Origin of the sequence: Actinomadura atramentaria DSM 43919 (assembly GCF_000381885.1) — a bacterium.
GTDB lineage: Bacteria > Actinomycetota > Actinomycetes > Streptosporangiales > Streptosporangiaceae > Spirillospora > Spirillospora atramentaria.
The window spans coordinates 1-26305 of the sequence record NZ_KB907228.1 but is presented as its reverse complement, the minus strand read 5'-3'; the positions used below and the strand labels follow the sequence as shown (position 1 = coordinate 26305).

Sequence of the window (26305 nt, the reverse complement as noted above, 5' to 3'; positions counted from 1 at the left end):
GAACCCTCGCAGGGGTGATGAGGACAGGCGAGCGCGCCGCCGACCGGCTCGTCCGGTTGTGCGCGTTGCGAACCCTCGCAGGGGTGATGAGGACGTGTTGGTGGGGAGCTGAGTGACGCCGGGCAGGTAGTTGCGAACCCTCGCAGGGGTGATGAGGACCAGGTCCGCCAGGACCGTCGCGACGGTCCGCCGTTGCGAACCCTCGCAAGGGTGATGAGAACACCAGCAGACGGCCGTCCACGTCGTCCGGCGCGCGACGTTGCGAACCCTCGCAAGGGTGATGAGGACCCCAGGGTAAAGCCGCAGGTCGCTGACGGCTAGGGGCGGCGGAGGGGGCTGTGTTTTGCAGCGGACCTCCGGTTGTGCAGAAACCCCTTGGAGGTTCGCTGCATTTCGCTGTTCACCGTGTTCGGCTGGTTACTGAGAGTCGTCGTGTGTCGTGGGTGGTCTTTTGGTGCTTCGTGGGGGTTAGGGCCTGGTTGTCGTTTTCGCTTTTTGGTCCTGGTGGCACGTTAGTGGGGGCGGGCAGTGGTGGGTGGGTGTGGTGGGTTCTGAGTCGGGCCGGATTGGTCAGATGTTGAAGCGGAATGCTCGGCGGCCGGAGCGGTGCCAGATCATTTCGCCGCCGACCAGTCTGGTCGCGGTCTGGACGATGGCGAGGGCTGCGGGGTTGTCGTCGCGGACCACGATGATCGGGGCGCGGAGGGCCTTGCCGGGGGCCTGTTCGAGGGCGGCGAGCAGCAGCCGGAGGCCGTGGCCCTTGCCTCGGAAGGACGGGCGGATCGACACCCAGAGCTGTCCGCCGCTGTCGTAGTGGGCGGGGGCGAGATCGTGGCGGAAAGCCACGCGGCCGATGACGTCGGTGGCTTTGCCCAGTCGCGCTCGGCACCACCACAGGTCCATGCCCGCCATCGTCGGCCGGACGCCGCGCCGCATGCTGGTTCCGGCGGCCTGGCTCTCCACGAAGCCGCGCATCGTGCCGCGCTTCAGCTCGTCCAGCGCAAGCCCCTCGCCATCGGGTGCGCCGTCGCCCCGCTCGTAGTCGGCCTGCGCCTCCCGGAACGCCTGCACCAGATCCATGCGCGGAGCGGAAAGGTAGTAGATGACCATCACCCCAGCCAAGCAGGCCAGGCCACCTGACGTTGGGTGTTCAGAAGATGGCAGCGGGCGACCGCCGGGCGGTGCTTGGGGTTGTGAACCCTCGCAGGGGCGCGACCCCGACCGGCCACGGCGGCGCGGTTGGTCGTCGCGGTGATGTTGCGAACCCTCGCAAGGGTGATGAGGACGGATCAGCCCGTCCGGATTCGTCATCGGGGAGATGTGTTGCGAACCCTCGCAGGGGTGACCCCAGCCCTGTTGCGAACCCTCGCAGGGGTGATGAGGACCTGACAGTACCGGAAGGGTCTCGGGTCGCTGCACACGTTGCGAACCCTCGCAAGGGTGATGAGGACGTCGGCGTCCTCGTACTCGGCGTCCTCGAGGTCGGGTTGCGAACCCTCGCAAGGGTGATGAGGACCGTACGCGCCGGGAGTCGAGTTCTTCAACCCCTTCCGTTGCGAACCCTCGCAAGGGTGATGAGGACCCCAGGGTAAAGCCGCAGGTCGCTGGTGGCTAGAGGTGGCGGAGGGAGCCGCGTTTTGCAGCAGACCTCCGGTTTTGCGGGAATCCCGGGAGGTTCGCTGCGATCCGGGGTTCGGCGTGTTCGGTTGGCCACTGATTGTCGTCTTGGGTTGGGTTGTGGTCGTGCAAGCTTGGTGTGGGTGTGGTGGCACGTTAGTTGGAGCGGGTGGTGTTTGGGTGGTGGTCTAGGTTCCGGCCGGTCCTGGTCAGTCGTGGCGGGTGGGGAAGGGCAGGCATCGTGTCGGGGTCGGGTGTTTTGGGGTGTGGGATGGATGAAATTGCTTCGCGGTTGGGGCATGTTTATTGGGTCGGGGGTGGGAGTGGGGCGGGGAAGTCCACCGTTGCTAGGCGGCTTGCTGAGCGGTATGGATGGCGGGTTTATTCTACGGATGCCTCTATGCGGGAGCATGCTGGGCGGGCTTCTGTGGAGGATGCTCCGTTCTTGCATGCATTCATTCGTATGACTATGGATGAGCGGTGGGTGGAGCGGTCGCCGGAGGTCATGTTCGAGACGTTCCACTGGTTTCGGGGGGAGGGTTTCGAGTTCATTGTTGAGGACTTGCTTCGGTTGCCTCGGGATACCTGTGTTGTCGTCGAGGGGTTTCGGTTGTTGCCGGGGTTGGTCGAGCCGTTGCTCGGGGTGGCTGGGCGGGCTGTTTGGTTGTTGCCTACTGCTGAGTTTCGGTCCGTGGCACTTCGTCGGCGGGTTGGGTTGGGGGGTGGGTTTCTTGCTCGGACCAGTGATCCTGGGCGGGCTGAACGGAATCTTGCTGAGCGTGAGCGGTTGTTCGTTGGGTGGCTTCGCGAGGAACTCGGGCGGTTGGGGCTTCGGGGTATCGAGGTGGACAGGACCATGAGTGAGGAAGACGTCGAGGCTTCGGTGGCTCGGGCGTTCGAGCTTTGAAAAGCGATCGGGTGTTCAGGTGAGTGTCAGGACGACCTTGCCTCTTGCCTGGCCGTCTCGTAGGCGGGCCAGGGCTTGGGTGGCCTGGTTGAAAGGCCATGTGCCGTCTATTACCGCTCGGACTCGGCCGTCTGCGATGGCGGGGGACAGGTTCGTCGCTGCCGTCGTCAGGATTTCGCCTAGTTCTGCCGGGCGGGAGAAGCCGAAGGACACGCCTCTTACGCGTACGTGGCGGTAGGAGAGGGTGTCCAGGTCGATCGTTGCCGTCGTTCCGCCCAGGCGGCCGATGTTGACCATCGCGCCGTCCGTGGCCGTCGCGGGGAGGCAGGCGGCGAAAGTGTCGCCGCCCACGTGGTCCAGGACGATGTTCGCGCCTTCGTCGTTGGTGGATTCCAGGACCGTTCGCGTCAGGTCGTCGTCGGACGTCACGATGACCTGGTCTGCTCCGGCCTCGATCAGCAGGTCTCGGCGGGCGGACGTTCGGGTGGTCGTGAGGATGTTGCGTGCGCCCAGCGTGCGGGCGATGCGGATGCCGATCAGGCCGATCGCGGATGTCGCGCCCGTGATGAGGACCGTGTGGCCGGATTGGAAACCGGCCAGAGTCAGTGCGCCGTGTTCGGTCAGTAGGCCGGTGGGGAGGGCGGCCGCTTCCGTGTCGTCCAAGGCGTCCGGAATCGGGATGACGTGGCGGTGGTCGGCTAGGACGTATTCGGCGAAGCTCGCGGGGCTGGTACCCATCACGCGGGTGTCGATCGTTCCCTCGGCGCCCGCGCCCAGGGCAGTGATTCGGCCGGCGAATTCGAAGCCCGCGATGTACTCCTTACCGTCCCCGGTGAGCATTGCCAGATCGCCGTTGTTCAGGGCCGCCGCGTGGACGCGGACGAGCACCTGGCCAGGAGCTGGAGAAGGGACGGGCGTTCGGCGGATCTCCCAGTCCGGTCCCGTTCCTCCGAACAGCGCGGTCATCGTGGCGGGCGCGGGCGGCATGCGTTTCCCCTCCGTCGTCGTGCGGGACGGTTCGGGCCTACCCCGTCCCGCGCGACGGTCGACGGGGGATGAACCGCGCTAGACCGAACGATTGCCGACGGGTCAGCTCTGCGTCGCCAGCCACGCGTCGAAGGTCGTCGGCGCCAGGCGGGCGTCCGGGCCGGGGAGCAGCGCGTTTCCCGCCGCCGTCGTGTCGAACACCGACGACCACGTCGGGACCAGGCGGACCGCGCGGCCCCGCGCGTCGTTGGTGCGGCGCGCCATGTCCACGAGGTCCTGCGGCTCGGGACCGGCGACGTCGCGGTAGCGGCCCAGCGGCTCGCCGGCCGCGATCTCGGCGAGGACGTCCGCGACGTCGCCCGGTGCGACGGGCTGCACGAGCAGCGGCGGGAGCGTCGCGACGCCGTCCTGCTCCGTCCAGCCGGTGATCATCGCGGCGAAGTCGTGGAACTGCGCCGCGGGAACGATCGTCCACGGCACGGAACCCTCGGAAACAAGGCGTTCCTGCTCGCGCTTGCCCGCGTAGTGCGCGTTCAGCTCCATCCGCTGGACGCCGATGATCGACAGCAGCACATGGTGCCGCACCCTGGCGCGGGCCTCGGCGGCCAGCAGGTTCCGGGTCGCCGCGCCGAACAGGGCCACGGCCTCGTCCCGGTCGGCCGCCGGGATGTTGGTGACGTCCACGACCGCGTCGACCCCGGCCAGCGCGGCGGCCAGGCCGTCGCCGGTCGCCAGGTCCACGCCGAGCGAGCGGCTGATCCGCACGACGTCGTGGCCCGCCCGCTCCAGTGCGGCGACGGTGAGCGCGCCGATGTTCCCGGTGGCTCCGGCGACGGCGATGCGCAGGTTTCGCATGGTGACCTTCTCTCGTGCGGACTGCCCGGCGACTCTAGCCACCGCGTCGGCGGCCCAACTCGCGCAGCACTACGGCCGGCCCGCCGCGGAGATCACGCTGTTGGACATCGTCGAGGCGGTCGACGGCCCGTCCTCGCCGTACGAGTGCCGGGAGATCCGCCAGCAGGGCCGGGGCGCGCTGTCGCCGGAGGAGTGCCGGAACACGCGGCGAGAATGGCGACCGCGCACGAGGCGTGGCGGCGGAGCCTCGCGGACTCGCCGCTCGCGGACGTCCTCGCGGAGCTGCCCGAACACGCGCCCGCCCGCACGCGCTCCCTGCTGACCGGCGGCCGGGGGATTTAATCCGTTGCGTCGTGGTTCGCCGCCTGGCACCGTTAGGGACGTCGGCGACCGCGAGATCCGGAAGGAGGACGCCGTGAAGCTACGACTGACCAAGGCGTCGTCCCTCGTCTCCGGCCGATATCCCCGCTCCTGACTTCTCGGCCGCGCGGACCGGACGACGCCGTTCCGGCCAAGCGCGCGGCTCTACCCCAACCGGCAGAGGGGCCATCCTCAGGAGATGGACGTTCCGGGTTCGAATCCCGGGAGCCGCACCATGCCCCTGTAGCCCAATGGGTAGAGGCGTCCGGTCGAGGGCCGGGAGGTTGCGGGTTCGAATCCCGCCGGGGGTACGAGAGCGGTCTCCCATCCGAGGGGCGGCGTCGACGCGGGAGAGTCGAGCCTGCCTGTAAAGCAGGTGCCCAGCGCTGAGCGGGTTCGAATCCCGCCCGCCCCACCCAGGCGAAAGATCATGCCGTCCGCGAACTCCGCCGCAGGTCGCGGCGTCGGATACCGTGATTCCCGGATTGTTTGGCGAAAGCGGGCACGATGCTGTTCTCGATTCCGGACTCGCGGTGGTGGATCGTCGCGGTCGGGGCCACGGTCTTCTTCGTGGCGGGGCTCCGCCTGCTGGCGGTCGGCGTCGAGTTCCCGCCCGACGTCCGCGCCGAGATGAAGCAGCAGCGCTCCAAGGGCCGCGTGCTGCTCTACGGGATGACGCCCGTGCTCTGCGCGGCGATCCTCGGGGTGAACCTGCTCCGGCCCGAGCGGACGGCGGAGATCCTGTTCCTCTACAGCGTCGTCTTCGTCGCCATTCCGCTCGCGCTGTACCCGGTGCGGGGGCGCATGGTCCGCGACTACCTGGCGCGGCGCGAGAACCCCGACGCGGAGGTCAAGACCGACGTCGTCAGCACGGTTTGGATCGTGACATTCCTCTGCGTGGTCCTCTTCGGGGCCGTCATCGCGCTGATGGCCGCGACGTACACGCCGGACTGAATCGTTTTCCGACGGAGCACCGGGGTAGTCGGCGGTGCATGGACCACTCCCGGACGCCCGTGTTGGAAGCCCTGACGAAGTTCCGCGAACGCGGGGACGTGGTGTACGGGCCGCCCGGACACAAGCAGGGGCGCGGGGTCGATCCCCGCGTCCTGGACGTCCTCGGACCGGGGATGTTCGCCGCCGACGTGCTGATGCTCAACGGCCTCGACGACCGCCGCGAGTCGCGGGGCGTCCTCGACCAGGCGCAGGCCCTCATGGCCGACGCGGTCGGCGCGGAGCGGTCGTTCTTCTCCACGTGCGGCAGCTCGCTGTCGGTCAAGACGGCGATGCTCGCGGTGGCCGGTCCCGGGGAGAAGCTGCTGATCTCCCGGAACGCGCACAAGTCCGTCGTCTCCGGCGTGATCATCAACGGGACGGACCCGGTGTGGGTCCACCCGCGCTTCGACCCGGACCTGCACCTGGCGCACCCGCCGCAGCCCGACGACGTCGAACGCGCGCTGGACGAGCACCCCGACGCCAAGGGGATGCTGCTGATCACGCCGACCGACTGGGGCGGCTGCGCGGACATCGCGCGCATCGCGGAACTCTGCCACGCCCGCGACGTCCCCCTCATCGTGGACGAGGCGTGGGGCGCGCACCTTCCGTTCCATCCGGATCTCCCCGCCTGGGGGATGGCGTGCGGCGCCGACCTGGTGGTGACGAGCGTCCACAAGATGGGCGGGGCCATCGAGCAGAGCTCGGTGTTCCATCTGCAGGGCGACCGGGTCGATCCGGACGTCCTCAAGCAGCGCGAGGACCTGCTCGGCACCACCAGCGCGTCATCGCTGGTCTACGCCTCGCTCGACGGCTGGCGGCGGCAGATGGCCGAGCAGGGCCGCGCGCTGCTCGACGCGGCGCTGGCGCGGGCCGGACGCGTCCGGGCGGCGGTGGACGGGCTGCCGGGCCTGAGCGTCATGGGCCGCGAGACCGTCGGGCCGGGCGGCGCGGCCGACCTCGACCCGCTGGCCGTCACCGTGGACGTGCGGGGCCTCGGCGTCAGCGGCATGCAGGCCGCCGAATGGCTGCGCGCAGCGTGCCACATCGACGTCGGCGCGGCCGACCAGTGCCGCGTCAACGCGCGCCTCACCCACGCCGACGACGACGAGACCGAGGCGCGGCTGCTCGACGCGCTGCGCCGACTCGTCGACGAGCACGAACGCATCGACCCGCAGCCGCAGATCCGGCTCCCGGCCCCGGACACCCTCCAGCTCCGCACCGTCATGCTGCCGCGCGACGCGTTCTTCGGGCCGACCGAGCAGATCCCGGTCGGGAAGGCGGCCGGGCGGGTGGCTGCGGAACTCGTCAGCCCCTATCCGCCGGGCGTCCCCGTCCTCGCGCCCGGCGAACTCATCACCGGCGCGGTGCTGGACTATCTGGCCAGCGGGCCGCCCGCCGGGATGCTCGCGCCCGATGCGGCCGATCCCTCATTGCGGACGCTCCGCGTCGTTGCAGAATGACAAGCTCGGGAACGACACGTGGGAGGTGACCGAATGTCGGTGTACGTGATCGGCCGGGGGCCGCAGGTCGTCGACCTGGTCGTCGGGGCCGTGCGGGCCAGCGGCGTCGAGGCGGCCGGGGCCCCGACCGACGAGGCGGCGCTGGCCGCGCTCGCGGACGGCGGCGTCGAACTGCTGGTGATCGGCGGCGGCGTCGAGGAACCGTCGCGGGTGAGGCTGCGCGCGGACGCGAAGGAACGGGGCGTGACCGTCGTGGAGGCGCCGCTGCGCGGCCGTGCGCTGCAGGACTACGTCCAGACCGAGATCATCGACCGGCTCGCGGGCCGGACCTGACCCGCCCGCCCGGCCCGCCGGTCTAGTCGCCCGCGGGCCGGGCGCCGGTCAGCGCGACCAGCAGGCCGTTCAGTTCGGCCAGCTCCTCCTTGCCGACGCGCTCGGCCAGCGACCGCTGGACGTCGTCCAGCGCGCCGAGCGCGTCGGCGAACCGCGCCGCGCCGAGCGGCGTCATCTCCAGCACGTGCTCGCGGCGGTCGGTCGCGCTGCGCTCGCGGCGCAGCAGGCCCGCCGCGTCCAGCTCGTCGATCGACCGGACGACCGCCGGCCCGCTGACGCCCATGCAGCCCGCGAGGCGCTGCTGCGAGCAGGGCTGCGCGCGTTCGAGCGCGGCCAGGACGCCCAGGTGGCGCGGCTCCAGGCCGAGGCCGCGCAGCGCGTCGTCGCTCTCGTCGCGCAGCCGCCGGTGGACGCGGGCGAGCAGGAACCCCGTCCGGCCGGTGACGGCCTCGGGCAGCGCGGCGGCCAGGTCGGGGATCACCAGCCGGAGCAGGCGGTTCAGCCGTTCGTGCTCGGCGGCGGTGAGCGGCTCGGTCAGCACCTTCTCGGCGCGCCGCATGCCCTCGTACATCGACGCCATCGTCGCGCGGCCCGCCTCGGTGATCCGGACGGCGTTGCGGCGGCGGTCGGCGGCGTCGCGCTCGCGGACGACGAGCCCGGCGTCCTCCAGCCCGTCGACGATCTTCACCATGATCGTGCGGTTCAGCCGCAGGACCTCGCCCGCGCGCGCCTGCGAGAGCGGCCCCGCGTCCGCGAGCAGCAGGAGGACGGCCAGGTCGCGGGGGTGGCGGCCGGGCGGGACCGAGTCCATGCCGAGGCCGGTGGCGCGCTGGGTGGCGGGCAGGGCCAGATACCCGGTGTAGCCGGCGAGCCGGGGCTCGATGCGGGGGGCGGGGTCGCTGTGGTTCGTCATGTCACCTCGCGACCCAGAGTAGCAAAGCACTGAAACCATTAAGCGCGTTGACGATTAAGGTGGGTGATGTTAGCGTCGGGTCGCGTCACCGTGGACGAGTTGAGGGGACCGGATGGAACGCAAGTGGTGGACGCTGACGGCGGTGGTCGTCGGGGTCTTCATGCTCCTGCTCGACGTCACGATCGTGAACGTGGCGCTGCCCGACATCGAGCAGGACTTCTCGTCGTCTTTGTCCGACCTCCAGTGGGTCATCGACGCCTACGCGCTGACCCTCGCGGCGGGCCTGCTCACCGCCGGATCGCTGGCGGACCTGCTCGGCCGCCGCGCGCTCTACGCCGCCGGCACCGGGATCTTCACCCTCGGGTCGCTGCTGTGCGGCCTGGCCAACGGGCCGCTGTTCCTCAGCATCGCGCGGGCGGGCCAGGGCATCGGCGGCGCGATCATGTTCGCGACGTCGCTCGCGCTGCTCGGCCACGCGTTCCGCGGCAAGGACCGGGGCGTCGCGTTCGGCGTCTACGGCGCGGTCAGCGGGCTGGGCGTCGCGGTCGGCCCGGTGCTGGGCGGACTGCTCACCAGCGGGATCGACTGGCGCTGGATCTTCTTCGTCAACATCCCGGTCGGCGTCGCGGCGATCATCGTGACGCTCACCAAGCTCGAGGAGTCCAAGGACCCGCACGCCTCGCGGCCCGACTGGCTCGGGTTCGTCACCTTCTCCGGCGGGCTCGCGCTGCTGACCTACGGGCTCATCGAGGCGGGCGACGGCTGGGGCCAGAACCGCGTCGTGTGGAGCCTGGCGGGCGGGGCGGTGCTGCTCGCCGCGTTCCTCGTCGTCGAACTGCTCCAGCGGCGGCCGATGCTCGACCTGTCGCTGCTGCGCAAGCCGACGTTCTCCGGCGGGCTCATCGCGGCGTTCGCGCTGTCGGCGTCGATCTTCTCGTTGTTCACCTTCCTCGTCCTCTACATGCAGGGCCAGCTCCACTACTCGGCCGTGCAGACCGGTACGCGTTTCCTGACGCTCACGGCCGCCATGTTCGTCGCCTCGACGGCCGCCGGACGGCTCTCGCACACCGTCCCGGTCCGCGCGATGATCGGCGTCGGCTTCCTGCTGGTCGGCGGCGGACTGTTCCTGATGCGGGGGATCGAGACCGGGTCGAGCTGGACGCACCTGATCCCGGGCATGATCATCGCCGGGGCGGGCTCGGGCATGGTGACGGTCCCGCTCGCCTCTACCGCCGTCGGCGTCGTGCCGGTGACGCGGGCGGGCATGGCGTCCGGCATCAACTCGACGTTCCGGCAGGTCGGCATCGTCACCGGCATCGCGGTCCTCGGCACCCTCTACACGTCCAAGCTCCGCGACACCGTCGTGGACAAGCTCGCCGGGACCAGGCTCGCCGACCGGGCGCAGAGCATCGCCGACGGGATGGGCGGCTCGTCCGGCGCGGCGGGCGCGGCGCACGGCAAGGGCGATCCGCTGATCGCGGCGGCGGCCCGCGCGGGCGCGATCGACGGGCTGAACTCGATCCTCCTCGTCGGCGCGGTCATCGCGCTCGTCGCGGCGGTCGCGTCCTTCGCGCTGATCCGCAAGAAGGACTTCGTCCCCCCGCCCGGCCGGCCGCCGCAGGGCGCGCCGAACGGCGCGGCCGCCACGGTGCCGGACGGGACCGTCAACGGTGGTTCCCCCAACGGCGTCCCCGATCACGGGGCGCGGACGGCGGAACGCCCCTGATCCGACCCCCGACCGCCCCCTGAGGCGGCGACCGACTGGCCCGCGCGGCACCGCGCGGGCCATTCGGCGTGTGTCGGGACGGCCGCGCCGGGACGCCGGCGCGGCCGCACTGTCGCGTAATTCACACCGCGCATTTCGTGACGTCCCTTAACTGGGAATATGTCGAACCGGGTCGTTGTGCGGCCATTGTCGCGGCGCATTGCACGCGCAGGTCACGAGAGGTTTTCACGGTCTCGCCGGAAGGTTCGGCCGCTGGCCGAATCCGGACCCCGGCCCCCAGGGGCGGGTGTTGACATACGACGGTGGGCTCATGCTTACTACTAGTCGTACGTCGGCTGTGAACATTACAACCTCCATTTACTAGCTGAAAAGCTGGTCAGGGCCATTATCACTCAGCCGTGCGGCGCCTCCCACCCCGCCGTTGCGCACGGCCGAGCAACCGTGTGACCAGGTATTCGGACCGGCGGCGGCCGATGTTCCGAAGACCGGGGCGCGGTCACCCGCCAGACGACGAAAACGTCGACCGACCACCAGGTGGTGTGCGAATGCGAACACAGTCATGCGCGGCCCCGGTCTGCGGACCCGGGGCCGACGAACGGCGGTGCCGGAGCGGGACCGCTCCCGGGCTCCGCGTCTGCGCGGCGTGCCGCGACCGGCTCCGCGGCGCGCTCGAACGGCTCCCCGCCCTCTACGACGAGTGCGGCACCGCGCTCGCCCATCCGTCCCGGTCCCCGCGCGAACGGGTCGGCGGCACCCGGCCGCTCGGGCTGTCGCTGCCCGAGCCCGTCGTCGCGGCGCGGGCGGAGATCCTCAGCGTCCTGGCGAGCTGGGCCGCGCTCGTCGCCGACGAGCGGGCCGTCGCGCCGCCGCCGCGCGCGGTCCGCGCGCTGGCGGTCTTCCTGGTCCGGCACCTGGACTGGCTGCTGGCCCACCCCGCCGCCGCCGACCTGGTCGGCGAGGTCGCGGCGGTGAGCCGGGCGGCGCGGCGGGCGGCCGCGCCGGACCGGGCGGCCCGGCTGGCGCTCGGCCGGTGCGGCCGGCAGGGCTGCGACGCCACCGTCACCGCCGACGTCGGCGACCGCGGGGACCGGCCGCCGGGGGAGGCGCGGTGCGGCGCGGGGCACGTGTGGCACGCCCACCAGTGGCTGCTGCTCGCCCGCCGGATGGAACGTGCCGGTCGGGTCCGCGGGGGAGCGGGCTCGTGAGCACCGGCGCGCGCCCGCGCCGGACCGTGCCGACGCAGCTCGCGGCTCTCGCCGTGGGCGTGTCGGAGGCCACGATCCGCAAGTGGGCCAGCAGGGGAAAGCTCGCCCGGTACGGGAGTCCGGGCCGGGCCGAATACGACGTCGACGAACTCATGGAAATCGCGGCCGAGCGGGGGGAAGCGCAATACCGCGAGCAATCCGAAAGCTAGCCGAACGGCTTGTCCGGCGACCGCGCCCGGCAGTCGGCGAACGGGGTGTTAAAGACTGATTCTGAATATGTTTCCACATCGTTTCGGAACCTACTCTTCGTATTTCCTCCGATTCACCGAGTGAAATACCGCAGAAGTTCGGGGGAGCGTGTTGACAGTGCGGCACCGCCGATGTCACGCTTTCTTCCGGCGGGCGAAGTGTGCCCGGAGCGACTTTTCCCAGGTCGTGTCCCGGCCCCGCCGGCGGACCAGCGCGGCGAACACCGCCGCCGCACCGCCACCGGCCTTGCAGAAAAGGCGCATCCTCCTGTGATCAGCAGTTCCTCGGGCGTCCGCCACCGGCGGGCGCCCGAGCCGTCCGCGCGCCCGAACACCGCGCGCGGCCGAGGACCACCACCATCCGGGAGCGCGAATCCGTGAGCATCACCGAAGAGACCGTCGTCCCCGAATCCGCCGCGCCCCCGCCGGCGGCCGACCCGCCGTCCGACCCGCGGTCCGACCTGGCGCGCGCGAAACAGGCGCTGCGCGACGGCGACCCCGACGCCACCCGCCGCCAGCACGGCAAGGGCAAGCTCACCGCGCGCGAGCGCGTCGACCTGCTGCTGGACGAGGGGACGTTCACCGAACTCGAACCGCTGCGCCGGCACCGCGCCACCGGCTTCGGCCTGGAGCGCCGCCGCCCGCACACCGACGGCGTCGTGGCGGGCTGGGGCTCCGTCCACGGCCGGACCGTCTTCGTCTACGCGCACGACTTCCGGATCTTCGGCGGCGCGCTGGGCGAGGCGCACGCCGAGAAGATCCACAAGCTGATGGACATGGCCGCGTCCGTGGGCGCGCCGCTCGTCAGCCTCAACGACGGGGCGGGCGCGCGCATCCAGGAGGGCGTCACCGCGCTCGCCGGATACGGCGGGATCTTCCGCCGCAACACCCGCTCGTCCGGGGTGATCCCGCAGATCAGCGTCATGCTCGGACCCTGCGCGGGCGGCGCGGCCTACGCGCCCGCGCTCACCGACTTCGTGTTCATGGTCCGGGACATCTCGCAGATGTTCATCACCGGGCCCGACGTCGTCCAGGCCGTCACCGGGGAGCGCGTCACGCACGACGAGCTGGGCGGCGCGGACGTCCACGCGGCGACGTCCGGCGTCGCGCACTTCGCCTACGACGACGAGGCCGCGTGCCTGGAGGACGTCCGCTACCTGCTGTCGATGCTGCCCGCCAACAACCGCGAGCTGCCGCCCGTCCGGCCGCCCGCGGACCCGGCCGACCGGCCCTGCGACGCGCTCGCCGACCTGGTCCCGGCCGACCCGAACCGGGCCTACGACGTGCGGGCCGTCCTCGCGGAGATCGTCGACGACGGCGACTACTTCGAGGTCCACCCCGCGTACGCGGCGAACGTCGTGTGCGCGCTCGCCCGGCTGGACGGGCACGTCGTCGGGTTCGTCGCCAACCAGCCCGCGCACCTGGCCGGGGTCCTGGACATCGACGCCAGCGAGAAGGCCGCGCGGTTCGTGCAGTTCTGCGACGCGTTCAACATCCCGCTGGTCAGCCTGGTGGACGTGCCCGGCTTCCTGCCCGGCGTCGGCCAGGAGCACCACGGGATCATCCGGCACGGCGCGAAGCTGCTGTACGCGTACTGCAACGCGACCGTCCCGCGCGTCCAGGTCATCCTGCGCAAGGCGTACGGCGGCGCGTACATCGTCATGGACTCGCGGTCGATCGGCGCGGACCTGTCGTTCGTCTGGCCCGGCAACGAGATCGCGGTCATGGGCGCGGAGGGCGCGGCGAACGTCATCTTCCGGCGGGAGATCGCCGCCGCCGCCGACCCGGCGGAGGTGCGGGCGCGGCGGATCGAGGAGTACCGCGCCGAGCTGATGCACCCGTTCTACGCCGCCGAGCGCGGGCTCACCGACGACGTCATCGACCCGCGCGACACGCGGTCGGTGCTCGTCCGGTCGCTCGCCATGCTCCGCGCCAAGCACGCCGACCTGCCCGCCCGCAAGCACGGCAACCCGCCGCAGTGACCTTGAGAGGGGACCTCGTGGACGACATCCGCATCGAGAAGGGCGCGCTGAGCGCCGAGGAGACCGCCGCCGTCGTCGCCGTGGTGCTGGCGCGCGCGGCGACCGCCCGCGCCGCCGCGTTCCGCGACCGCCGCGCCGCGCGCGCGGCCCGCTCCACCGCGGGCTGGACGCGCCTGGAAAGGAGTTTCGGATTCCGCTGCGCGCACAGTTGGCAGAAGATCTCCTGAGTTTCCCCACGCGGCCGCCGGTGTGATTTTCGCCGCATCGGGAGAACCCTTGACCGGGCGGCGTGGAAAGTGTCACGCTTTTTCCGGCGGCCGACGTGTGCCCGAACGCTGATCGGGCCTTTCCGGCCGATTCCGCTTTTCCTTCCCACTGCCGAATGCCACCGCGTCCGCGCACGTCATGCGCGGTGCGCGGTCGTCGGCGATCCCATCGGGGGAGAATGTCATGGACGCTGCCGTCATCATCGTCGGCGCCGGTCCGAGCGGTTTGACGCTCGCCGCGGAACTGCGCCTGGCGGGCATCGACACCATCGTCGTGGAACGCCTGGAGAAACCGTCCGGAGAATCGCGCGGACTCGGTTTCACCGCGCGCACGATGGAACTGTTCGACCAGCGCGGGCTGCTGCCCGAGTTCGGCGACGCGCAGATCAGCCCGCACGGGCACTTCGGCGGAATCAACTTCGACTACCGGGTGCTCGAGGGCGCCCACTTCGGGCTGCGCGGCGTCCCGCAGGCGCGCATCGAGCGCATTCTGGAGGACTGGGCGACGCGGCTCGGCGCGGACGTCCGGCGCGGCGTCGAGCTGACCGGCCTGGACGACGACGGCACCGCCGTCACCGCCCACGTGACCGGCCCGGACGGCGCCGCGGCGCTGCGCGCGCCGTGGCTCGTCGCGTGCGACGGCGGCCGCAGCACCGCGCGCCGCCTCGCCGGGTTCGCCTTCCCCGGCACCGAGGCGACGATGGAGATGTACCTCGCCGACGTCGCCGGGCCCGACCTGCGGCCGCGCCCGCTCGGAGAGCGGCTGCCCAACGGCATGGTGATGTCCGCGCCGCTCGGCGACGGGTACCACCGCGTCATCGTCTGCCCGCGCGGCGTCCCCGCCCGCGACCGGCGGGCCGGGCCGCCGCCGTTCGCGGAGGTCGCCGGGGCGTGGAAGCACATCACCGGCGAGGACATCGGCGCGGCCGACGCCCGCTGGGTCAGCGCGTTCGGCGACGCGACCCGGCAGGTCACCGAGTACCGGCGCGGCCGCGTCCTCATCGCGGGCGACGCGGCGCACGTCCACCTGCCCGCCGGGGGGCAGGGCCTCAGCACCGGCGTGCAGGACGTGATGAACCTCGGCTGGAAGCTCGCCGCCGAGGCCCGGGGCTGGGCGCCGCCCGGCCTGCTGGACACCTACCACGCCGAGCGGCACCCGGTCGGCGCGCGGCTGCTGGCCAACACGCGGGCGCAGGGGACGCTGTTCCTCGGCGGCGCGGACGTCGAGCCGCTGCGGTCGGTGCTGGCCGGGCTGATGGCGGAGACCGAGGTCCGCCGCCACCTCGCCGGGATGGTGAGCGGCCTGGACGTCCGCTACGACGTCGGGCCGGGCGACCATCCGCTGCTCGGGATGCGCGTCCCGCCCGTCGGGCTGCTCGCCGGGTCGGGGCCGACGAGCACCGTCGAACTGCTCCGCGACGGGCGCGGCTACCTGCTCGACGCCGCCGACGACGCCGCGCTGCGCGCCGCCGCCGCGCCGTGGGCGGACCGCGTCCGGACCGTCACCGCCGTCCCGCGCGGCCCCGGCGGCCCGCTGGACGGGACCGCCGCGCTGCTCGTCCGGCCGGACGGCCACATCGCGTGGACGTCGCCGGGCGGCGGCGACCCGGCCCCCGCGCTGGCGCGCTGGTTCGGCGCGCCCGCCCGCTGAGACCCCACCCACCGAAACGAGGGAACCGATGCACAGCACCCTGATCGTCGCGCGCATGGAGCCCGGCCACGAGAGCGACGTCGCGCGGCTCTTCGCCGACTTCGACGCCACCGAGATGCCCGGCCTGATGGGGACGCGCCGCCGCGAGCTCTTCACCTACAAGGGCCTGTACTTCCACCTGCAGGACTTCGACGGCGAGCACGGCGGCGAGGCCATCGAGGAGGCCAAGACCCTCCCGGCCTTCCAGCGCATCAGCGCCGACCTCAAACCCTTCATCGAGGCCTACGACCCGGCCACGTGGCGGTCGCCCGCCGACGCGATGGCCCACCGTTTCTACCACTGGAGCGCATGATGGCACGGCGAGTCGCGATCACCGGCATCGGTGTGCTGGCCCCGGGCGGGACCGGCACCAAGGACTTCTGGACGCTGCTGACGGACGGGCGCACGGCGACGCGCGGCATCACCTTCTTCGACCCGTCGCCGTTCCGGTCCCGCGTCGCCGCCGAGATCGACTTCGACCCGGAGGCGCACGGCCTGACGCCGCAGGAGATCCGGCGCACCGACCGCGCCGCGCAGCTCGCGCTCGTCGCGGCGCGCGACGCGGTCGCCGACAGCGGGCTGGAGGCCGACGACCTGGACCCGCAGCGGACCGGCGTCACCATCGGCAGCGCGGTCGGCGCGACGACCGGGCTCGACGAGGAGTACCGCGTCGTCAGCGACGGCGGGCGGCTGCACCTGGTGGACCACCGGTACGCGGTCCCGCACCTCTACAACTACTTCGTCCCCAGCTCGTTCGCGGCCGAGGTCGCGTGGGCGGTCGGCGCGGAGGGCCCGGCCGCGGTCGTCTCGACGGGCTGCACGTCCGGGATCGACTCGGTCGGGCACGCCGGCGAGCTGATCCGCGAGGGCTCCGCGGACGTCATGATCGCCGGGGCGACGGACGCGCCGATCTCCCCGATCACGATGGCGTGCTTCGACGCGATCAAGGCGACGACGGCCCGCAACGACGAGGCCGACAGCGCCTCCCGCCCGTTCGACGCGACCCGCAACGGGTTCGTCCTCGGCGAGGGCTCGGCGGTGTTCGTGCTGGAGGAGCTGGAGCGCGCGCGGGCGCGCGGCGCGCACGTCTACGCGGAGATCGCCGGGTACGCGTCGCGCTGCAACGCCTTCCACATGACCGGGCTGCGGCCGGACGGCCGCGAGATGGCCGAGGCGATCCGCGTCGCGATGGACCAGGCGCGCGTCGCGCCCGCCGACGTCGACTACATCAACGCGCACGGCTCGGGCACCAAGCAGAACGACCGGCACGAGACCGCCGCGTTCAAGCGGAGCCTGGGCGAGCGCGCCCGGGAGGTCCCGGTCAGCTCGATCAAGTCGATGATCGGGCACTCGCTCGGCGCGATCGGCTCCATCGAGATCGCCGCGAGCGCCCTGGCCATCGAGCACGACGTCGTCCCGCCGACCGCGAACCTGCGGACGCCCGACCCCGAGTGCGACCTGGACTACGTGCCGCTGACCGCGCGCGAGTGGCGCACCGACACCGTCCTGACGGTCGGGAGCGGGTTCGGCGGGTTCCAGAGCGCGATGGTGCTCGCCGATCCGGACCGGGAGGCCGCGTGAACGCGTCCGTCCTCCCGCTGCCCGCGCCGGGCGCGGCCGGAACCGGGCTGCGCGCGGCCATCACCGGCGTCGGCGTCACCGCGCCCAACGGGCTCGGCACCGAGGCGTTCTGGAAGGCCACGCTCGCGGGGGAGAGCGGCATCGACCGCATCACCCGGTTCGTCCCGGACGGGTACCCGGCGCGGCTCGCCGGGGAGGTCCCCGGCTTCGTCGCCGCCGACCACCTGCCGAGCCGCCTCATCCCGCAGACCGACCACATGACGCGGCTCGCGCTCGTCGCCGCCGCGTGGGCGCTGGAGGACGCCGGGCTCGACCCGGCCGAGCTGCCCGAGTACGAGATGGGCGTCGTCACCGCCAGCTCGTCCGGCGGGTTCGAGTTCGGCCAGGGCGAACTGGCGAACCTGTGGGCCAAGGGCAGCCAGTACGTCAGCGCCTACCAGTCGTTCGCCTGGTTCTACGCGGTCAACAGCGGCCAGATCTCGATCCGGCACGGGATGCGCGGGCCGAGCGGCGTCGTCGTCAGCGACCAGGCGGGCGGCCTCGACGCGCTCGCGCAGGGCTGCCGCCAGATCCGGCGCGGCAGCCGGATCATCGTGTCCGGCGGCGTGGACGGGTCGCTGTGCCCGTGGGGCTGGGTCGCGCAGCTCGCGGGCGGGCGGCTCAGCACCGCCGACGACCCGGCGCGCGCCTACCTGCCGTTCGACGCCGACGCGGCCGGGCACGTCCCCGGCGAGGGCGGCGCGCTGCTGATCCTGGAGGACGTCGAGTCCGCCCGGGAGCGCGGCGTGCGCGGCTACGGCGAGATCGCCGGGTACGCCGCGACGTTCGACCCCCGGCCGGGCAGCGGCCGCGAGCCCGGCCTGCGCCGCGCGATCGAGCTGGCGCTGCGCGACGCGGGCGCCGAACCCGGCGACATCGGCGTCGTGTTCGCCGACGCGGCGGGCGCGCCCGACCTCGACCGGGCCGAGTCCGCCGCGATCGGCGCGGTGTTCGGCCCGCGCGGCGTCCCCGTCACCGCGCCCAAGACCATGACCGGCCGCCTGTACTCCGGGGCCGCGTCCCTCGACGTCGTCGCCGCGCTCCTCGCGCTGCGGGACGGCGTCATCCCGCCGACCGTCAACGTCGAACCCGACCCCGCGCACGGGCTGGACCTCGTCGTCGGCGCGCCGCGCCCCGCAGCGCTGCGCACCGCGCTGGTCCTCGCGCGCGGCGAGGGCGGCTTCAACTCCGCGCTCGTCGTCCGCGCCGCCGACTGAACCCGCCACCGAAACGCCGAGAGGAAACACGCAGATGGCCACCAAGCTCACCCTCGACGACCTGCTGGAGATCCTGCGCGACGCCGCCGGGGACAGCGAGGAGATCGCCGGGGCCACCGACGTCCTGGACACCGAGTTCGCGCAGCTCGGCTACGACTCCCTCGCCCTGCTGGAGACCGCCGGGCGCATCGAGCGCGACCACGGGATCGAGCTGGACGACTCCACCGTCGCCGAGTCCCCGACGCCGCGCGCGCTGCTCGACGTCGTCAACGAACGCCTCGCGCAGGCCGCCGCCGTCTGACGCGGACGCGATCCCACCCGAACGAAGGAGAGACATGACAGCGGAAACGACAACGGCCAAGGTCGCGCTCGTCACGGGCGCGACGAGCGGCATCGGGCTCGCCGTCACCCGGCTCCTCGCCGAGCAGGGCCACCGCGTCTTCCTGTGCGCGCGCGGCGCCGAGTCCGTCGAGGTGACCGTCAAGCAGCTCCGCGACGAGGGGCTGGAGGTGGACGGCACCACCTGCGACGTGCGGTCCGCCGAGGACGTCCGGCGGTTCGTGCGCGCCGCCGTCGACCGGTACGGGCCGGTGGACGTCCTGGTCAACAACGCCGGGCGCAGCGGCGGCGGCGTCACCGCCGACATCCCCGACGACCTGTGGCTCGACGTCATCAACACCAACCTCAACAGCGTCTTCCTCATGACGCGCGAGGTGCTGACCACCGGCGGGATGCGCGAGCGCGACACCGGACGCGTCGTGAACATCGCGTCCACGGCGGGCAAGCAGGGCGTCGTCCTCGGTGCCCCCTACTCGGCGTCCAAGCACGGCGTCGTCGGATTCACCAAAGCGCTCGGCAACGAGCTGGCCCCCACCGGCATCACCGTCAACGCCGTCTGCCCCGGCTACGTCGAGACACCGATGGCGCAGCGCGTCCGCGAGGGCTACGCGGCGGCGTGGGACACCAGCGAGCAGGAAGTCCTGACCAAGTTCCAGGCCAAGATCCCGCTCGGCCGCTACTCCACGCCCGAGGAGGTCGCCGGGCTCGTCGGCTACCTCGTCACCGACACCGCCGCCTCCATCACCGCCCAGGCGATCAACGTCTGCGGCGGACTCGGGAACTTCTGACAGGAAGGACGACGCGGATGCCGAACACCGCCCCCCGCGAGGTCGAGCACGAGATCACGATCGGCGCGCCCGCCGCCGACGTCTACCGGTTCATCGCCGACGTCGAGAACTGGCCGCGCATGTTCCCGCCCACCGTCCACGTCGAGCGGACGCCGCTGGACGGCGCGAACGAGCGCATCCAGATCTGGGCGACGGCCAACGGCGAGCCGAAGACGTGGACGTCCCGGCGCGTCCTCGACCCCGGCGCGCTGCGCGTCGAGTTCCGCCAGGAGAAGTCCACGCCGCCCGTCGCGTCGATGGGCGGCACCTGGATCATCGAGCCGCGCGGCGACGCCGGGTGCCGGGTCCGGCTGCTGCACGACTACACGGCCGTCGACGACGACGGCCTCGCCTGGATCGAGCAGGCCGTCGACCGCAACAGCCGCTCGGAGCTGGCCGCGCTCAAGGCCAACGCCGAGCAGGCGGTCGGCGCGGCGGAGCTGTCGCTGTCGTTCGAGGACTCCGTCGAGGTGGACGGGTCCGTCGAGGACGTCTACGACTACATCAACGAGGCGGGCCGGTGGAAGGAGCGGCTGCCGCACGTCGCGCGGGTGATCCTCACCGAGGACACGCCCGGCCTCCAGACACTGGAGATGGACACCAGCGCCAAGGACGGGTCCACGCACACCACCAAGTCCGTCCGGGTCTGCTTCCCGCACCACACCATCGTCTACAAGCAGATCACGCTGCCCGCGCTGATGTCCCTGCACACCGGCCGGTGGACGCTGGAACAGCACGGCGACAAGGTGACCGCGACGTCGCAGCACACGGTCGTCGTCAACACCGCCAACATCGCGGCCGTGCTCGGGCCGGACGCGGGCGTCCCCGAGGCCCGCGAGTTCCTGCGCTCCGCGCTCGGCACCAACAGCCTCGCGACCCTCGGCCACGCCAAGGAGTACGCCGAGGGCCGGCGCTGACATGGACGCCCAGGTCATCGTCGTCGGGGCGGGGCCGGTCGGGCTGCTGCTGGCGGGCGAGCTGCGGCTCGGCGGCGTCGAGACGGTCGTGCTGGACCGGCTCGCCGCGCCGACCGACGAGTCCCGCGCGTCCACGCTGCACGCCCGCACGATGGAGATCTTCGAGCAGCGCGGACTGCTGGACGCGCTCGGGAGCCCGCCGAACGACCCGCGCGGCCACTTCGGCGGCCTCCCGCTCGACCTCGGCGGGCTCGCCACCCCGTATCCCGGCCAGTGGAAGGTGCCGCAGACCGTCACCGAACGGGTCCTCGGCGCGTGGGCGGCGGGGCTCGGCGCGGACGTCCGCCGGTCGCGGCGGGTCCGCCGCGTCGTGCCCGGGGGCGACCGCGTCGCCGTCGAGGTCGAGGGGCCGGCCGGTCCGGAGCGGCTGACGGCCGCGTACGTCGTCGGGTGCGACGGGGAGGGCAGCACCGTCCGCACGTCGGCCGGGATCGCCTTCTCCGGGACGGACGAGGAGAAGTGGCTGCTGCGCGCCGACGTCGCCGGGATCGACGTGCCGGACCGCCGCTTCCAGCGCCTCGACCGGGGCATGGCGGTCGCGGCGAGGCGGCCGGACGGCGTCACGCGCGTCATGGTCCACGAGTTCGGCGCGCCCGCCGCGCCCGGCGGCCGCTCACCGGACTTCGCGGCGGTCGCGGCGGCGTGGAAGCGCGTCACCGGCGAGGACGTCGCGGCGGGGGAGCCGCTGTGGGTGAACGCCTTCGGCGACGTCTCCCGCCAGGCCGAGCGGTACCGGCACGGCCGCGTCCTGGTCGCGGGCGACGCCGCCCACGCGCAGATGCCGGTCGGCGGGCAGGCCCTCAACCTCGGGCTGCAGGACGCGTTCAACCTCGGCTGGAAGCTCGCGGCCGAGGTCCGCGGCGACGCGCCCGCCGGGCTGCTCGACAGCTACCACGGCGAGCGGCACCCGGTCGGGGAGCGCGTCCTGTCGAACATCCGCGCGCAGACGCGGGTGCTGCTCGGCGGGCCGGAGATGGAAGGGGTCCGCGCGCTGTTCGGCGAACTCCTCGCGCTGCCGTCCGCGCGGACCCGGCTCGCGTCCGCGATCACGGGACTCGACGTCCGCTACGGCGCGGACGACGACGAACGCGTCGGGACGCGGCTCGAACCGGCCCCGCTGGACACCGACGACGGCCCGACGAGCACCGCCGCGCTCCTGCGGCCGGGCCGCGGCGTGCTGCTCGACCTGTCGGGACGGGCCGCGGCCGCGTGGGCGAAGTGGAACGACCGCGTGGACGTCGTCACCGCGGCGGCCCGCGCGGACGGCCCGCTCGCCGGGCTCGGCGCCGTCCTGCTCCGCCCGGACGGCCACGTCGCGTGGGCCGCGCCCGCCGACGCGGCCGGGGCCGACCCGCGCCCCGCGCTGCGCCGCTGGTTCGGGGACCGCGGCGATGGGTGAACTCGCCGGCCGCACCGCCCTGGTCACCGGGGCGGACCGCGGCATCGGCCGCGCCGTCGCCGAACGCCTCGCCCGCGACGGGGCGCTCGTCGCCGTCCACCACCGGCCCGGCGACGAGGCCGCCGCCGCCCGCGCCGCCGCCGACATCGCGGCGCTGGGCGGCGCGGCGTTCCCCGTCGCGGCGGAACTCGGCGTCCCCGGCGACGCCGACGCCCTGTTCGACGCGCTCGGCGCGGCGCTGCGCCGCCGCACCGGGACCGACCGGCTCGACATCCTCGTCAACAACGCCGCGATGTCCGACAACCGGGACCCCGCCGACATCACCCCGGAGGTGTTCGACCGGCTCGTCGCCGTCAACGCCCGCGCCCCGCTGTTCCTCGTGCGGCGGGCGCTGGACGTGCTCCCGGACGGCGGCCGGATCGTCAACGTCTCCACCGGCCTGACCCGGTTCGCCAACCCGCGCGAGGTCGTCCACGCGATGTCCAAGGCGGCGCTGGAGATGATCGGGCTGCACTACGCGCGGCTGCTCGGGCCGCGCGGCATCACCGTCAACACCGTCGCGCCCGGCGTCGTCGACACCGGCGACCCGGCGCTTTCGGCCCCCGGCCTGCGCGCCGGGCTCGCCGCACTGTCGGCGTTCGGGCGGCTCGCCGAGCCCGCCGACGTCGCGGGCGTCGTGGCGTTCCTCGCCTCCGCCGACGCCCGCTGGATCACCGGCGCGTGGATCGACGCGACCGGCGGCACGCTGCTCGGCGCCCGGCTCACCGTCCCCGACCCCGAACCCGAAAGGTGGTTGGCCCGCCCATGAACACGACCATCCGGCGCTCGTCCATCGACCTCTACACCGACGAGGCCGTCCTCGCCCCGTACGGCCCGTACCGCGAACTGCGCGACCTCGGCCCGGCCGTCTGGCTGGAGGCGCACGAGGTGTGGGCGGTCGCCCGCTACGACGACGTGTACGCGGCGCTGCACGACCACGAGACGTTCGCGTCCGGCACCGGCGTGGGCCTCAGCGAGGACCTGAACAAGGTGATGGCGGGCAGCACGATCGCCAGCGACCCGCCGTACCACGACCACATCCGGAGCGTCGTCGGCCGCCCGCTGACGCCGCGCGCGTTGCGCAAGCACCGCGAGGACGTGCAGCGCCGCGCGGACGAGCTGGTCGACCGGCTCGTCGCCCTCGGCGAGTTCGACGGCGTGACCGACTTCGCGCAGGCGTTCCCGCTGGGCCTCGTCCCGGACCTGCTCGGCTGGCCCGAGGAGGGCCGCGAGCACTTCCTGGCCTGGGCCGCGGCCGGGTTCAACGCGCTCGGCCCGATGAACGAGCGCGCCACCGCCGGGTTCGCCGACCTCCAGGGCATGCTCGGCTACCTCAACGAGATGTCGGTCCCCGGCCGGCTCTGCCCCGGGAGCTGGGGCGCGCAGCTCGTGGACGCCGCCGGGGACGGCACCATCACCCGCGAGATCCTGCCGACGCTGCTCGGGGACTACCTCACCCCGTCGCTGGACACCACGATCGCGACGCTGTCCAGCGCGCTGTGGCTGCTCGGCACCCACCCGGAGGCGTTCGACGCGCTGCGCGCCGACCCCGGCCTCATCCCCAACGCGTTCAACGAGGTCATCCGGGTCGAGTCCCCGGTCCGCGGCTTCTCCCGGCTGCTCACCGAGGACCACGAGATCGGCGGCGTCAAGCTCCCCGAGGGGAGCCGCGCGCTGCTGCTGTACGCGTCGGCGAACCGCGACGAGCGGCGCTGGGCGAACCCGGAGGTCTTCGACGTCCGGCGCGCCGACGCCGCCGGGCACGTCGGCTTCGGGCACGGCGTCCACGGCTGCGTCGGGCAGGGCCTGGCGCGGCTGGAGGGGCACTCGCTGCTCGGCGCGCTCGTCCGCAAGGTCCGCCGGATCGAGGTCGGCGACGCGGTGTGGCGCCCGCACAACACGATCCACGGGATCGCGAAGCTGCCCGCCGTGTTCCACGCCGCCTGACCGCCCCGCCCCGTCCACCGGAAGGAGAACCCGTCGTGAAGGTGATCGTCGACCGCGTCCGCTGCGAAGGCCACGGCCTGTGCGAGGAGGCGGCCCCCCAGATGTTCCAGCTCGACGACGAGGGCGAGCTGATGGTCCTGCAGGACGCCGAGCCCGTCCCCGCCGAGCAGATCGAGGCGGTCGCGGACGCGGCCCGCACGTGCCCGGTCGGCGCGCTGCGGGTCGAGTCGTAGCGGTGGCGCGCCGCCTCGTGGTCGTCGGCGCGTCCCTCGCCGGGCTGCGGGCCGTCGAGGGCGCGCGGGCGGCCGGGTTCACCGGCCCGGTCACGCTCGTCGGCGCCGAGCCGCACCCGCCCTACGACCGGCCGCCGCTGTCGAAGGAGTTCCTGCACGGCGGCGCGGAGCCCGCGCCGCCGCTGCACCGCGACCCGGCGTCGTACGCGGCCGAGCTGGACGCGGACCTGCTGCTCGGCGAGCCCGCGACGGCGCTGGACGCCGCCCGGCGGACGGTCCGCGTCGGCGGGGCCGACCTGCCCTACGACGCGCTCGTCATCGCGACCGGCGTCCGGCCGCGCGCGCTGCCCGGCGCGGGCGCGCTCGCGGGCGTCCACACGCTGCGGACGCTGGACGACGCGCGCGCGATCCGCCGGGCGCTGGACGACGGCGCGCGCACCGTCGTGGTCGGGGCCGGGTTCATCGGCTCCGAGGCCGCGGCGGCGGCGCGCAGGCGCGGGCTGCCCGTCACCGTCGTGGAGGCGCTGCCGACGCCGCTCGCGCGGGCCGTGGGCGAGCCGATGGGCCGGCTCTGCGGCGACCTGCACGCCGCCAACGGCGTCGAGCTGCGCTGCGGCGCGCCCGTCGCGGCCGTCGAGGGGCGCGGCCGGGTCGAGCGGGTGCGGCTGGCGGACGGGACCGTCCTGCCGGCCGACCTCGTCGTCGTCGGCGTCGGATCGGTCCCGGCCACCGACTGGCTCGCCGGGTCCGGCCTCGAACTCGCGGACGGCGTCGTCTGCGACGAGACCCTCGCCGCCGCGCCGGGCGTCTACGCGGCGGGCGACGTCGCCCGCTGGCGCAACCCGCTGTTCGGGCGGCGGATGCGGCTGGAGCACTGGACGGGGGCCGCCCAGCAGGGCGACATCGCGGGCCGCAACGCCGCCGACCCCGCCGCCGCCCGGCCCTGCCCGACCGTCCCCTATTTCTGGTCGGACCTGTACGGGACGCGCGTCCAGTTCTCCGGCGTGCCGGACGCCGACCGCGTCGAGTGCTTCGGCGACCCCGGCGGCGGGGGCTTCGCCGCCCTCTACTGCCGGGACGACCGGCTCACCGGCGCGCTGGTCTTCGACCGGCCCGCCCTCGCGCTGCGGTACCGCGCCCTGATCAGGCAGGGCGCGGCGTTCCCCGATGCCGTGGAGTACACCGCGAGCCGCCTGGACCCGGCGCGCGCGGCGGTCGGCTGAACCCGGCCGCCTTCACCCCCCTCGAAGGAGAAGACACCGATGTCCCCCACCCTTTCCCCGACGAAGAAGTCCCTGACCCGCCGGATCGTCGTCACCGCGACCGCCGCAGCGCTCGCTGGCGGCGCGTTCACCGGCGTCGCGTCCGCCGACACCACCGGCTACACCGACCCGGTCGGCAAGTGGCAGGGCACCGTCACCCACGGCACGCAGACCGACCAGATCAACCTCACCTTCACGGCGGGCGGGAAGGTCTGCCTGACGACGCCGATCAGCGCCGGGACCGGGACCTGGAGCAAGACCGGCGGGAGGACGTTCACCTACCACCTGAAGGAGGTCTTCACCGACGGCAGCGGGTGGGTGGACGTCACGCAGGACAACACCGAGCCCGGCTGGAACGCGTTCACCGGGTCCGGGCCCGCGTCCATCTACGACGCGGCCGGGAACCTGCTCGCCACCACCAACGCGACCTCGTCCCTCACCCGGACGAGCTGGTCGTCGTCGGGCTGCTGAACCCCGGCCCGGACGGCGCGCCGCCGCGCCGTCCGGGCCGTCTCGACCACGCGGGAGGAGACCCATCGTGCGCAAGGTCCTGATCGCCAACCGCGGCGAGATCGCGGTCCGCATCGTTCGCGCGTGCCGCGACGCGGGATTGGAGAGTGTCGCGGTCTACGCGGAGCCGGACCTGGACGCGCTGCACGTGCGCGTCGCGGACGAGGCGTACTCGCTGGAGGGCCGGAGCGCGGCCGAGAGCTACCTGGACATCGGCAAGCTGCTGAAGGTCGCCGCCGAGTCCGGCGCGGACGCCGTTCACCCGGGTTATGGGTTCCTGGCGGAGAACGCGGATTTCGCGTCGGCCGTGCGGGATGCGGGGTTGACGTGGATCGGTCCGCCGCCCGCCGCGATCACCGCGCTGGGCGACAAGGTCCAGGCCCGCCACATCGC

Annotated in this window: 28 protein-coding genes, 3 tRNA genes and 1 CRISPR repeat array; of the genes, 26 read left to right on the top strand and 5 right to left on the bottom strand. The window is 73.0% G+C overall.

What is annotated here, in order from left to right; genetic code table 11:
- Window positions 1-570: 570 nt before the first annotated feature.
- The 4 genes from G339_RS0131380 to G339_RS40965 all read right to left on the bottom strand — a co-directional run bounded on the left by G339_RS0131380 (window position 571) and on the right by G339_RS40965 (window position 4570).
- Window positions 571-1080 (bottom strand): GNAT family N-acetyltransferase, encoded by a 510-nt coding sequence (locus tag G339_RS0131380; protein WP_157408131.1) that lies wholly within the window; start codon window positions 1078-1080, stop codon window positions 571-573.
- Window positions 1081-1255: 175 nt separating this feature from the next.
- Window positions 1256-1582: direct repeats of the CRISPR family, unit length 30 nt; unit sequence GTTGCGAACCCTCGCAAGGGTGATGAGGAC.
- Window positions 1583-2539: 957 nt separating this feature from the next.
- Window positions 2540-3511 (bottom strand): quinone oxidoreductase family protein, encoded by a 972-nt coding sequence (locus tag G339_RS0131370; RefSeq protein WP_033324926.1) that lies wholly within the window; start codon window positions 3509-3511, stop codon window positions 2540-2542.
- Window positions 3512-3613: 102 nt separating this feature from the next.
- On the bottom strand, window positions 3614-4357 hold the full coding sequence (locus G339_RS0131365) for an SDR family oxidoreductase (RefSeq protein WP_026341948.1): 744 nt from the start codon (window positions 4355-4357) through the stop codon (window positions 3614-3616).
- Between the two features lie 78 nt (window positions 4358-4435).
- Window positions 4436-4570 (bottom strand): hypothetical protein, encoded by a 135-nt coding sequence (locus G339_RS40965; RefSeq protein WP_019635023.1) that lies wholly within the window; start codon window positions 4568-4570, stop codon window positions 4436-4438.
- Window positions 4571-4579: 9 nt separating this feature from the next.
- On the opposite strand from G339_RS40965, the gene G339_RS40960 reads away from it, so the two are divergent.
- From G339_RS40960 to G339_RS0131325, 7 genes are all read left to right on the top strand, one after another.
- Window positions 4580-4708 carry a hypothetical protein gene (locus G339_RS40960; protein WP_019635022.1) on the top strand — a complete coding sequence of 43 codons (129 nt, stop codon included), beginning with the start codon at window positions 4580-4582 and terminating at the stop codon, window positions 4706-4708.
- Between the two features lie 177 nt (window positions 4709-4885).
- Window positions 4886-4962 (top strand) — tRNA-Leu (locus tag G339_RS0131350).
- A gap of 1 nt (window position 4963) precedes the next feature.
- Window positions 4964-5037, top strand: a tRNA-Leu gene (locus G339_RS0131345).
- A 21-nt stretch (window positions 5038-5058) separates the two neighbouring features.
- Window positions 5059-5141 (top strand) — tRNA-Tyr (locus G339_RS0131340).
- Between the two features lie 92 nt (window positions 5142-5233).
- Window positions 5234-5680: a hypothetical protein gene (locus tag G339_RS0131335; protein WP_019635021.1), complete on the top strand. Its 447-nt coding sequence runs from the start codon at window positions 5234-5236 to the stop codon at window positions 5678-5680.
- A 38-nt stretch (window positions 5681-5718) separates the two neighbouring features.
- Window positions 5719-7179 (top strand): aminotransferase class I/II-fold pyridoxal phosphate-dependent enzyme, encoded by a 1461-nt coding sequence (locus tag G339_RS0131330; RefSeq protein ID WP_019635020.1) that lies wholly within the window; start codon window positions 5719-5721, stop codon window positions 7177-7179.
- 33 nt (window positions 7180-7212) lie between these two features.
- Window positions 7213-7512: a hypothetical protein gene (locus G339_RS0131325; RefSeq protein WP_019635019.1), complete on the top strand. Its 300-nt coding sequence runs from the start codon at window positions 7213-7215 to the stop codon at window positions 7510-7512.
- Window positions 7513-7534: 22 nt separating this feature from the next.
- Here G339_RS0131325 and G339_RS0131320 read toward each other — a convergent pair whose 3' ends face one another.
- Window positions 7535-8425 carry a MarR family winged helix-turn-helix transcriptional regulator gene (locus tag G339_RS0131320; protein WP_019635018.1) on the bottom strand — a complete coding sequence of 297 codons (891 nt, stop codon included), beginning with the start codon at window positions 8423-8425 and terminating at the stop codon, window positions 7535-7537.
- 112 nt (window positions 8426-8537) lie between these two features.
- Here G339_RS0131320 and G339_RS0131315 point away from each other — a divergent pair, with 112 nt between their 5' ends.
- The 19 genes from G339_RS0131315 to G339_RS35980 all read left to right on the top strand — a co-directional run.
- Window positions 8538-10151 carry an MFS transporter gene (locus tag G339_RS0131315; RefSeq protein WP_019635017.1) on the top strand — a complete coding sequence of 538 codons (1614 nt, stop codon included), beginning with the start codon at window positions 8538-8540 and terminating at the stop codon, window positions 10149-10151.
- Between the two features lie 545 nt (window positions 10152-10696).
- Entirely contained in the window at window positions 10697-11356 is a 660-nt protein-coding gene (locus tag G339_RS37270; protein WP_019635016.1) for a hypothetical protein, read from the top strand.
- Window positions 11353-11565, top strand: coding sequence for a MerR family transcriptional regulator (locus tag G339_RS0131305; RefSeq protein ID WP_019635015.1), 213 nt, complete (start codon window positions 11353-11355; stop codon window positions 11563-11565). Before G339_RS37270 ends, G339_RS0131305 begins: the two co-directional genes overlap by 4 nt.
- A gap of 416 nt (window positions 11566-11981) precedes the next feature.
- On the top strand, window positions 11982-13586 hold the full coding sequence (locus G339_RS0131300; protein ID WP_019635014.1) for an acyl-CoA carboxylase subunit beta: 1605 nt from the start codon (window positions 11982-11984) through the stop codon (window positions 13584-13586).
- Window positions 13587-13603: 17 nt separating this feature from the next.
- The gene (locus G339_RS0131295) at window positions 13604-13813 is read left to right on the top strand and encodes an acyl-CoA carboxylase epsilon subunit (protein ID WP_019635013.1); all 210 of its coding nucleotides are present in this window, start codon (window positions 13604-13606) and stop codon (window positions 13811-13813) included.
- A 223-nt stretch (window positions 13814-14036) separates the two neighbouring features.
- Entirely contained in the window at window positions 14037-15503 is a 1467-nt protein-coding gene (locus G339_RS0131290) for an FAD-dependent monooxygenase (RefSeq protein ID WP_019635012.1), read from the top strand.
- Window positions 15504-15531: 28 nt separating this feature from the next.
- Window positions 15532-15855, top strand: coding sequence for a TcmI family type II polyketide cyclase (locus G339_RS0131285; protein ID WP_019635011.1), 324 nt, complete (start codon window positions 15532-15534; stop codon window positions 15853-15855).
- Window positions 15855-17123, top strand: a complete 1269-nt coding sequence (locus G339_RS0131280; protein WP_019635010.1) for a beta-ketoacyl-[acyl-carrier-protein] synthase family protein — start codon at window positions 15855-15857, stop codon at window positions 17121-17123. The genes G339_RS0131285 and G339_RS0131280 overlap by 1 nt, the downstream gene beginning before the upstream one ends.
- The gene (locus G339_RS0131275; RefSeq protein WP_019635009.1) at window positions 17120-18379 is read left to right on the top strand and encodes a ketosynthase chain-length factor; all 1260 of its coding nucleotides are present in this window, start codon (window positions 17120-17122) and stop codon (window positions 18377-18379) included. Before G339_RS0131280 ends, G339_RS0131275 begins: the two co-directional genes overlap by 4 nt.
- Window positions 18380-18413: 34 nt before the next feature.
- On the top strand, window positions 18414-18680 hold the full coding sequence (locus G339_RS0131270; RefSeq protein WP_019635008.1) for an acyl carrier protein: 267 nt from the start codon (window positions 18414-18416) through the stop codon (window positions 18678-18680).
- A 34-nt stretch (window positions 18681-18714) separates the two neighbouring features.
- On the top strand, window positions 18715-19506 hold the full coding sequence (locus G339_RS0131265; protein WP_019635007.1) for a 3-oxoacyl-ACP reductase: 792 nt from the start codon (window positions 18715-18717) through the stop codon (window positions 19504-19506).
- Window positions 19507-19523: 17 nt separating this feature from the next.
- Window positions 19524-20462 (top strand): aromatase/cyclase, encoded by a 939-nt coding sequence (locus G339_RS0131260; RefSeq protein ID WP_019635006.1) that lies wholly within the window; start codon window positions 19524-19526, stop codon window positions 20460-20462.
- A gap of 1 nt (window position 20463) precedes the next feature.
- Window positions 20464-21921, top strand: coding sequence for an FAD-dependent monooxygenase (locus G339_RS39625; protein ID WP_019635005.1), 1458 nt, complete (start codon window positions 20464-20466; stop codon window positions 21919-21921).
- Window positions 21914-22729, top strand: a complete 816-nt coding sequence (locus G339_RS39620) for an SDR family oxidoreductase (protein WP_019635004.1) — start codon at window positions 21914-21916, stop codon at window positions 22727-22729. The genes G339_RS39625 and G339_RS39620 overlap by 8 nt, the downstream gene beginning before the upstream one ends.
- Window positions 22726-23907, top strand: a complete 1182-nt coding sequence (locus tag G339_RS0131245) for a cytochrome P450 (protein ID WP_019635003.1) — start codon at window positions 22726-22728, stop codon at window positions 23905-23907. The genes G339_RS39620 and G339_RS0131245 overlap by 4 nt, the downstream gene beginning before the upstream one ends.
- A gap of 35 nt (window positions 23908-23942) precedes the next feature.
- Window positions 23943-24140, top strand: a complete 198-nt coding sequence (locus G339_RS0131240; protein WP_019635002.1) for a ferredoxin — start codon at window positions 23943-23945, stop codon at window positions 24138-24140.
- Between the two features lie 2 nt (window positions 24141-24142).
- Window positions 24143-25363 carry an NAD(P)/FAD-dependent oxidoreductase gene (locus tag G339_RS0131235; protein ID WP_019635001.1) on the top strand — a complete coding sequence of 407 codons (1221 nt, stop codon included), beginning with the start codon at window positions 24143-24145 and terminating at the stop codon, window positions 25361-25363.
- 39 nt (window positions 25364-25402) lie between these two features.
- Window positions 25403-25873 (top strand): hypothetical protein, encoded by a 471-nt coding sequence (locus G339_RS35985; RefSeq protein WP_019635000.1) that lies wholly within the window; start codon window positions 25403-25405, stop codon window positions 25871-25873.
- 67 nt (window positions 25874-25940) lie between these two features.
- On the top strand, window positions 25941-26305 hold a 365-nt coding region (locus G339_RS35980; RefSeq protein ID WP_033324921.1), incomplete at its 3' end, for a biotin carboxylase N-terminal domain-containing protein.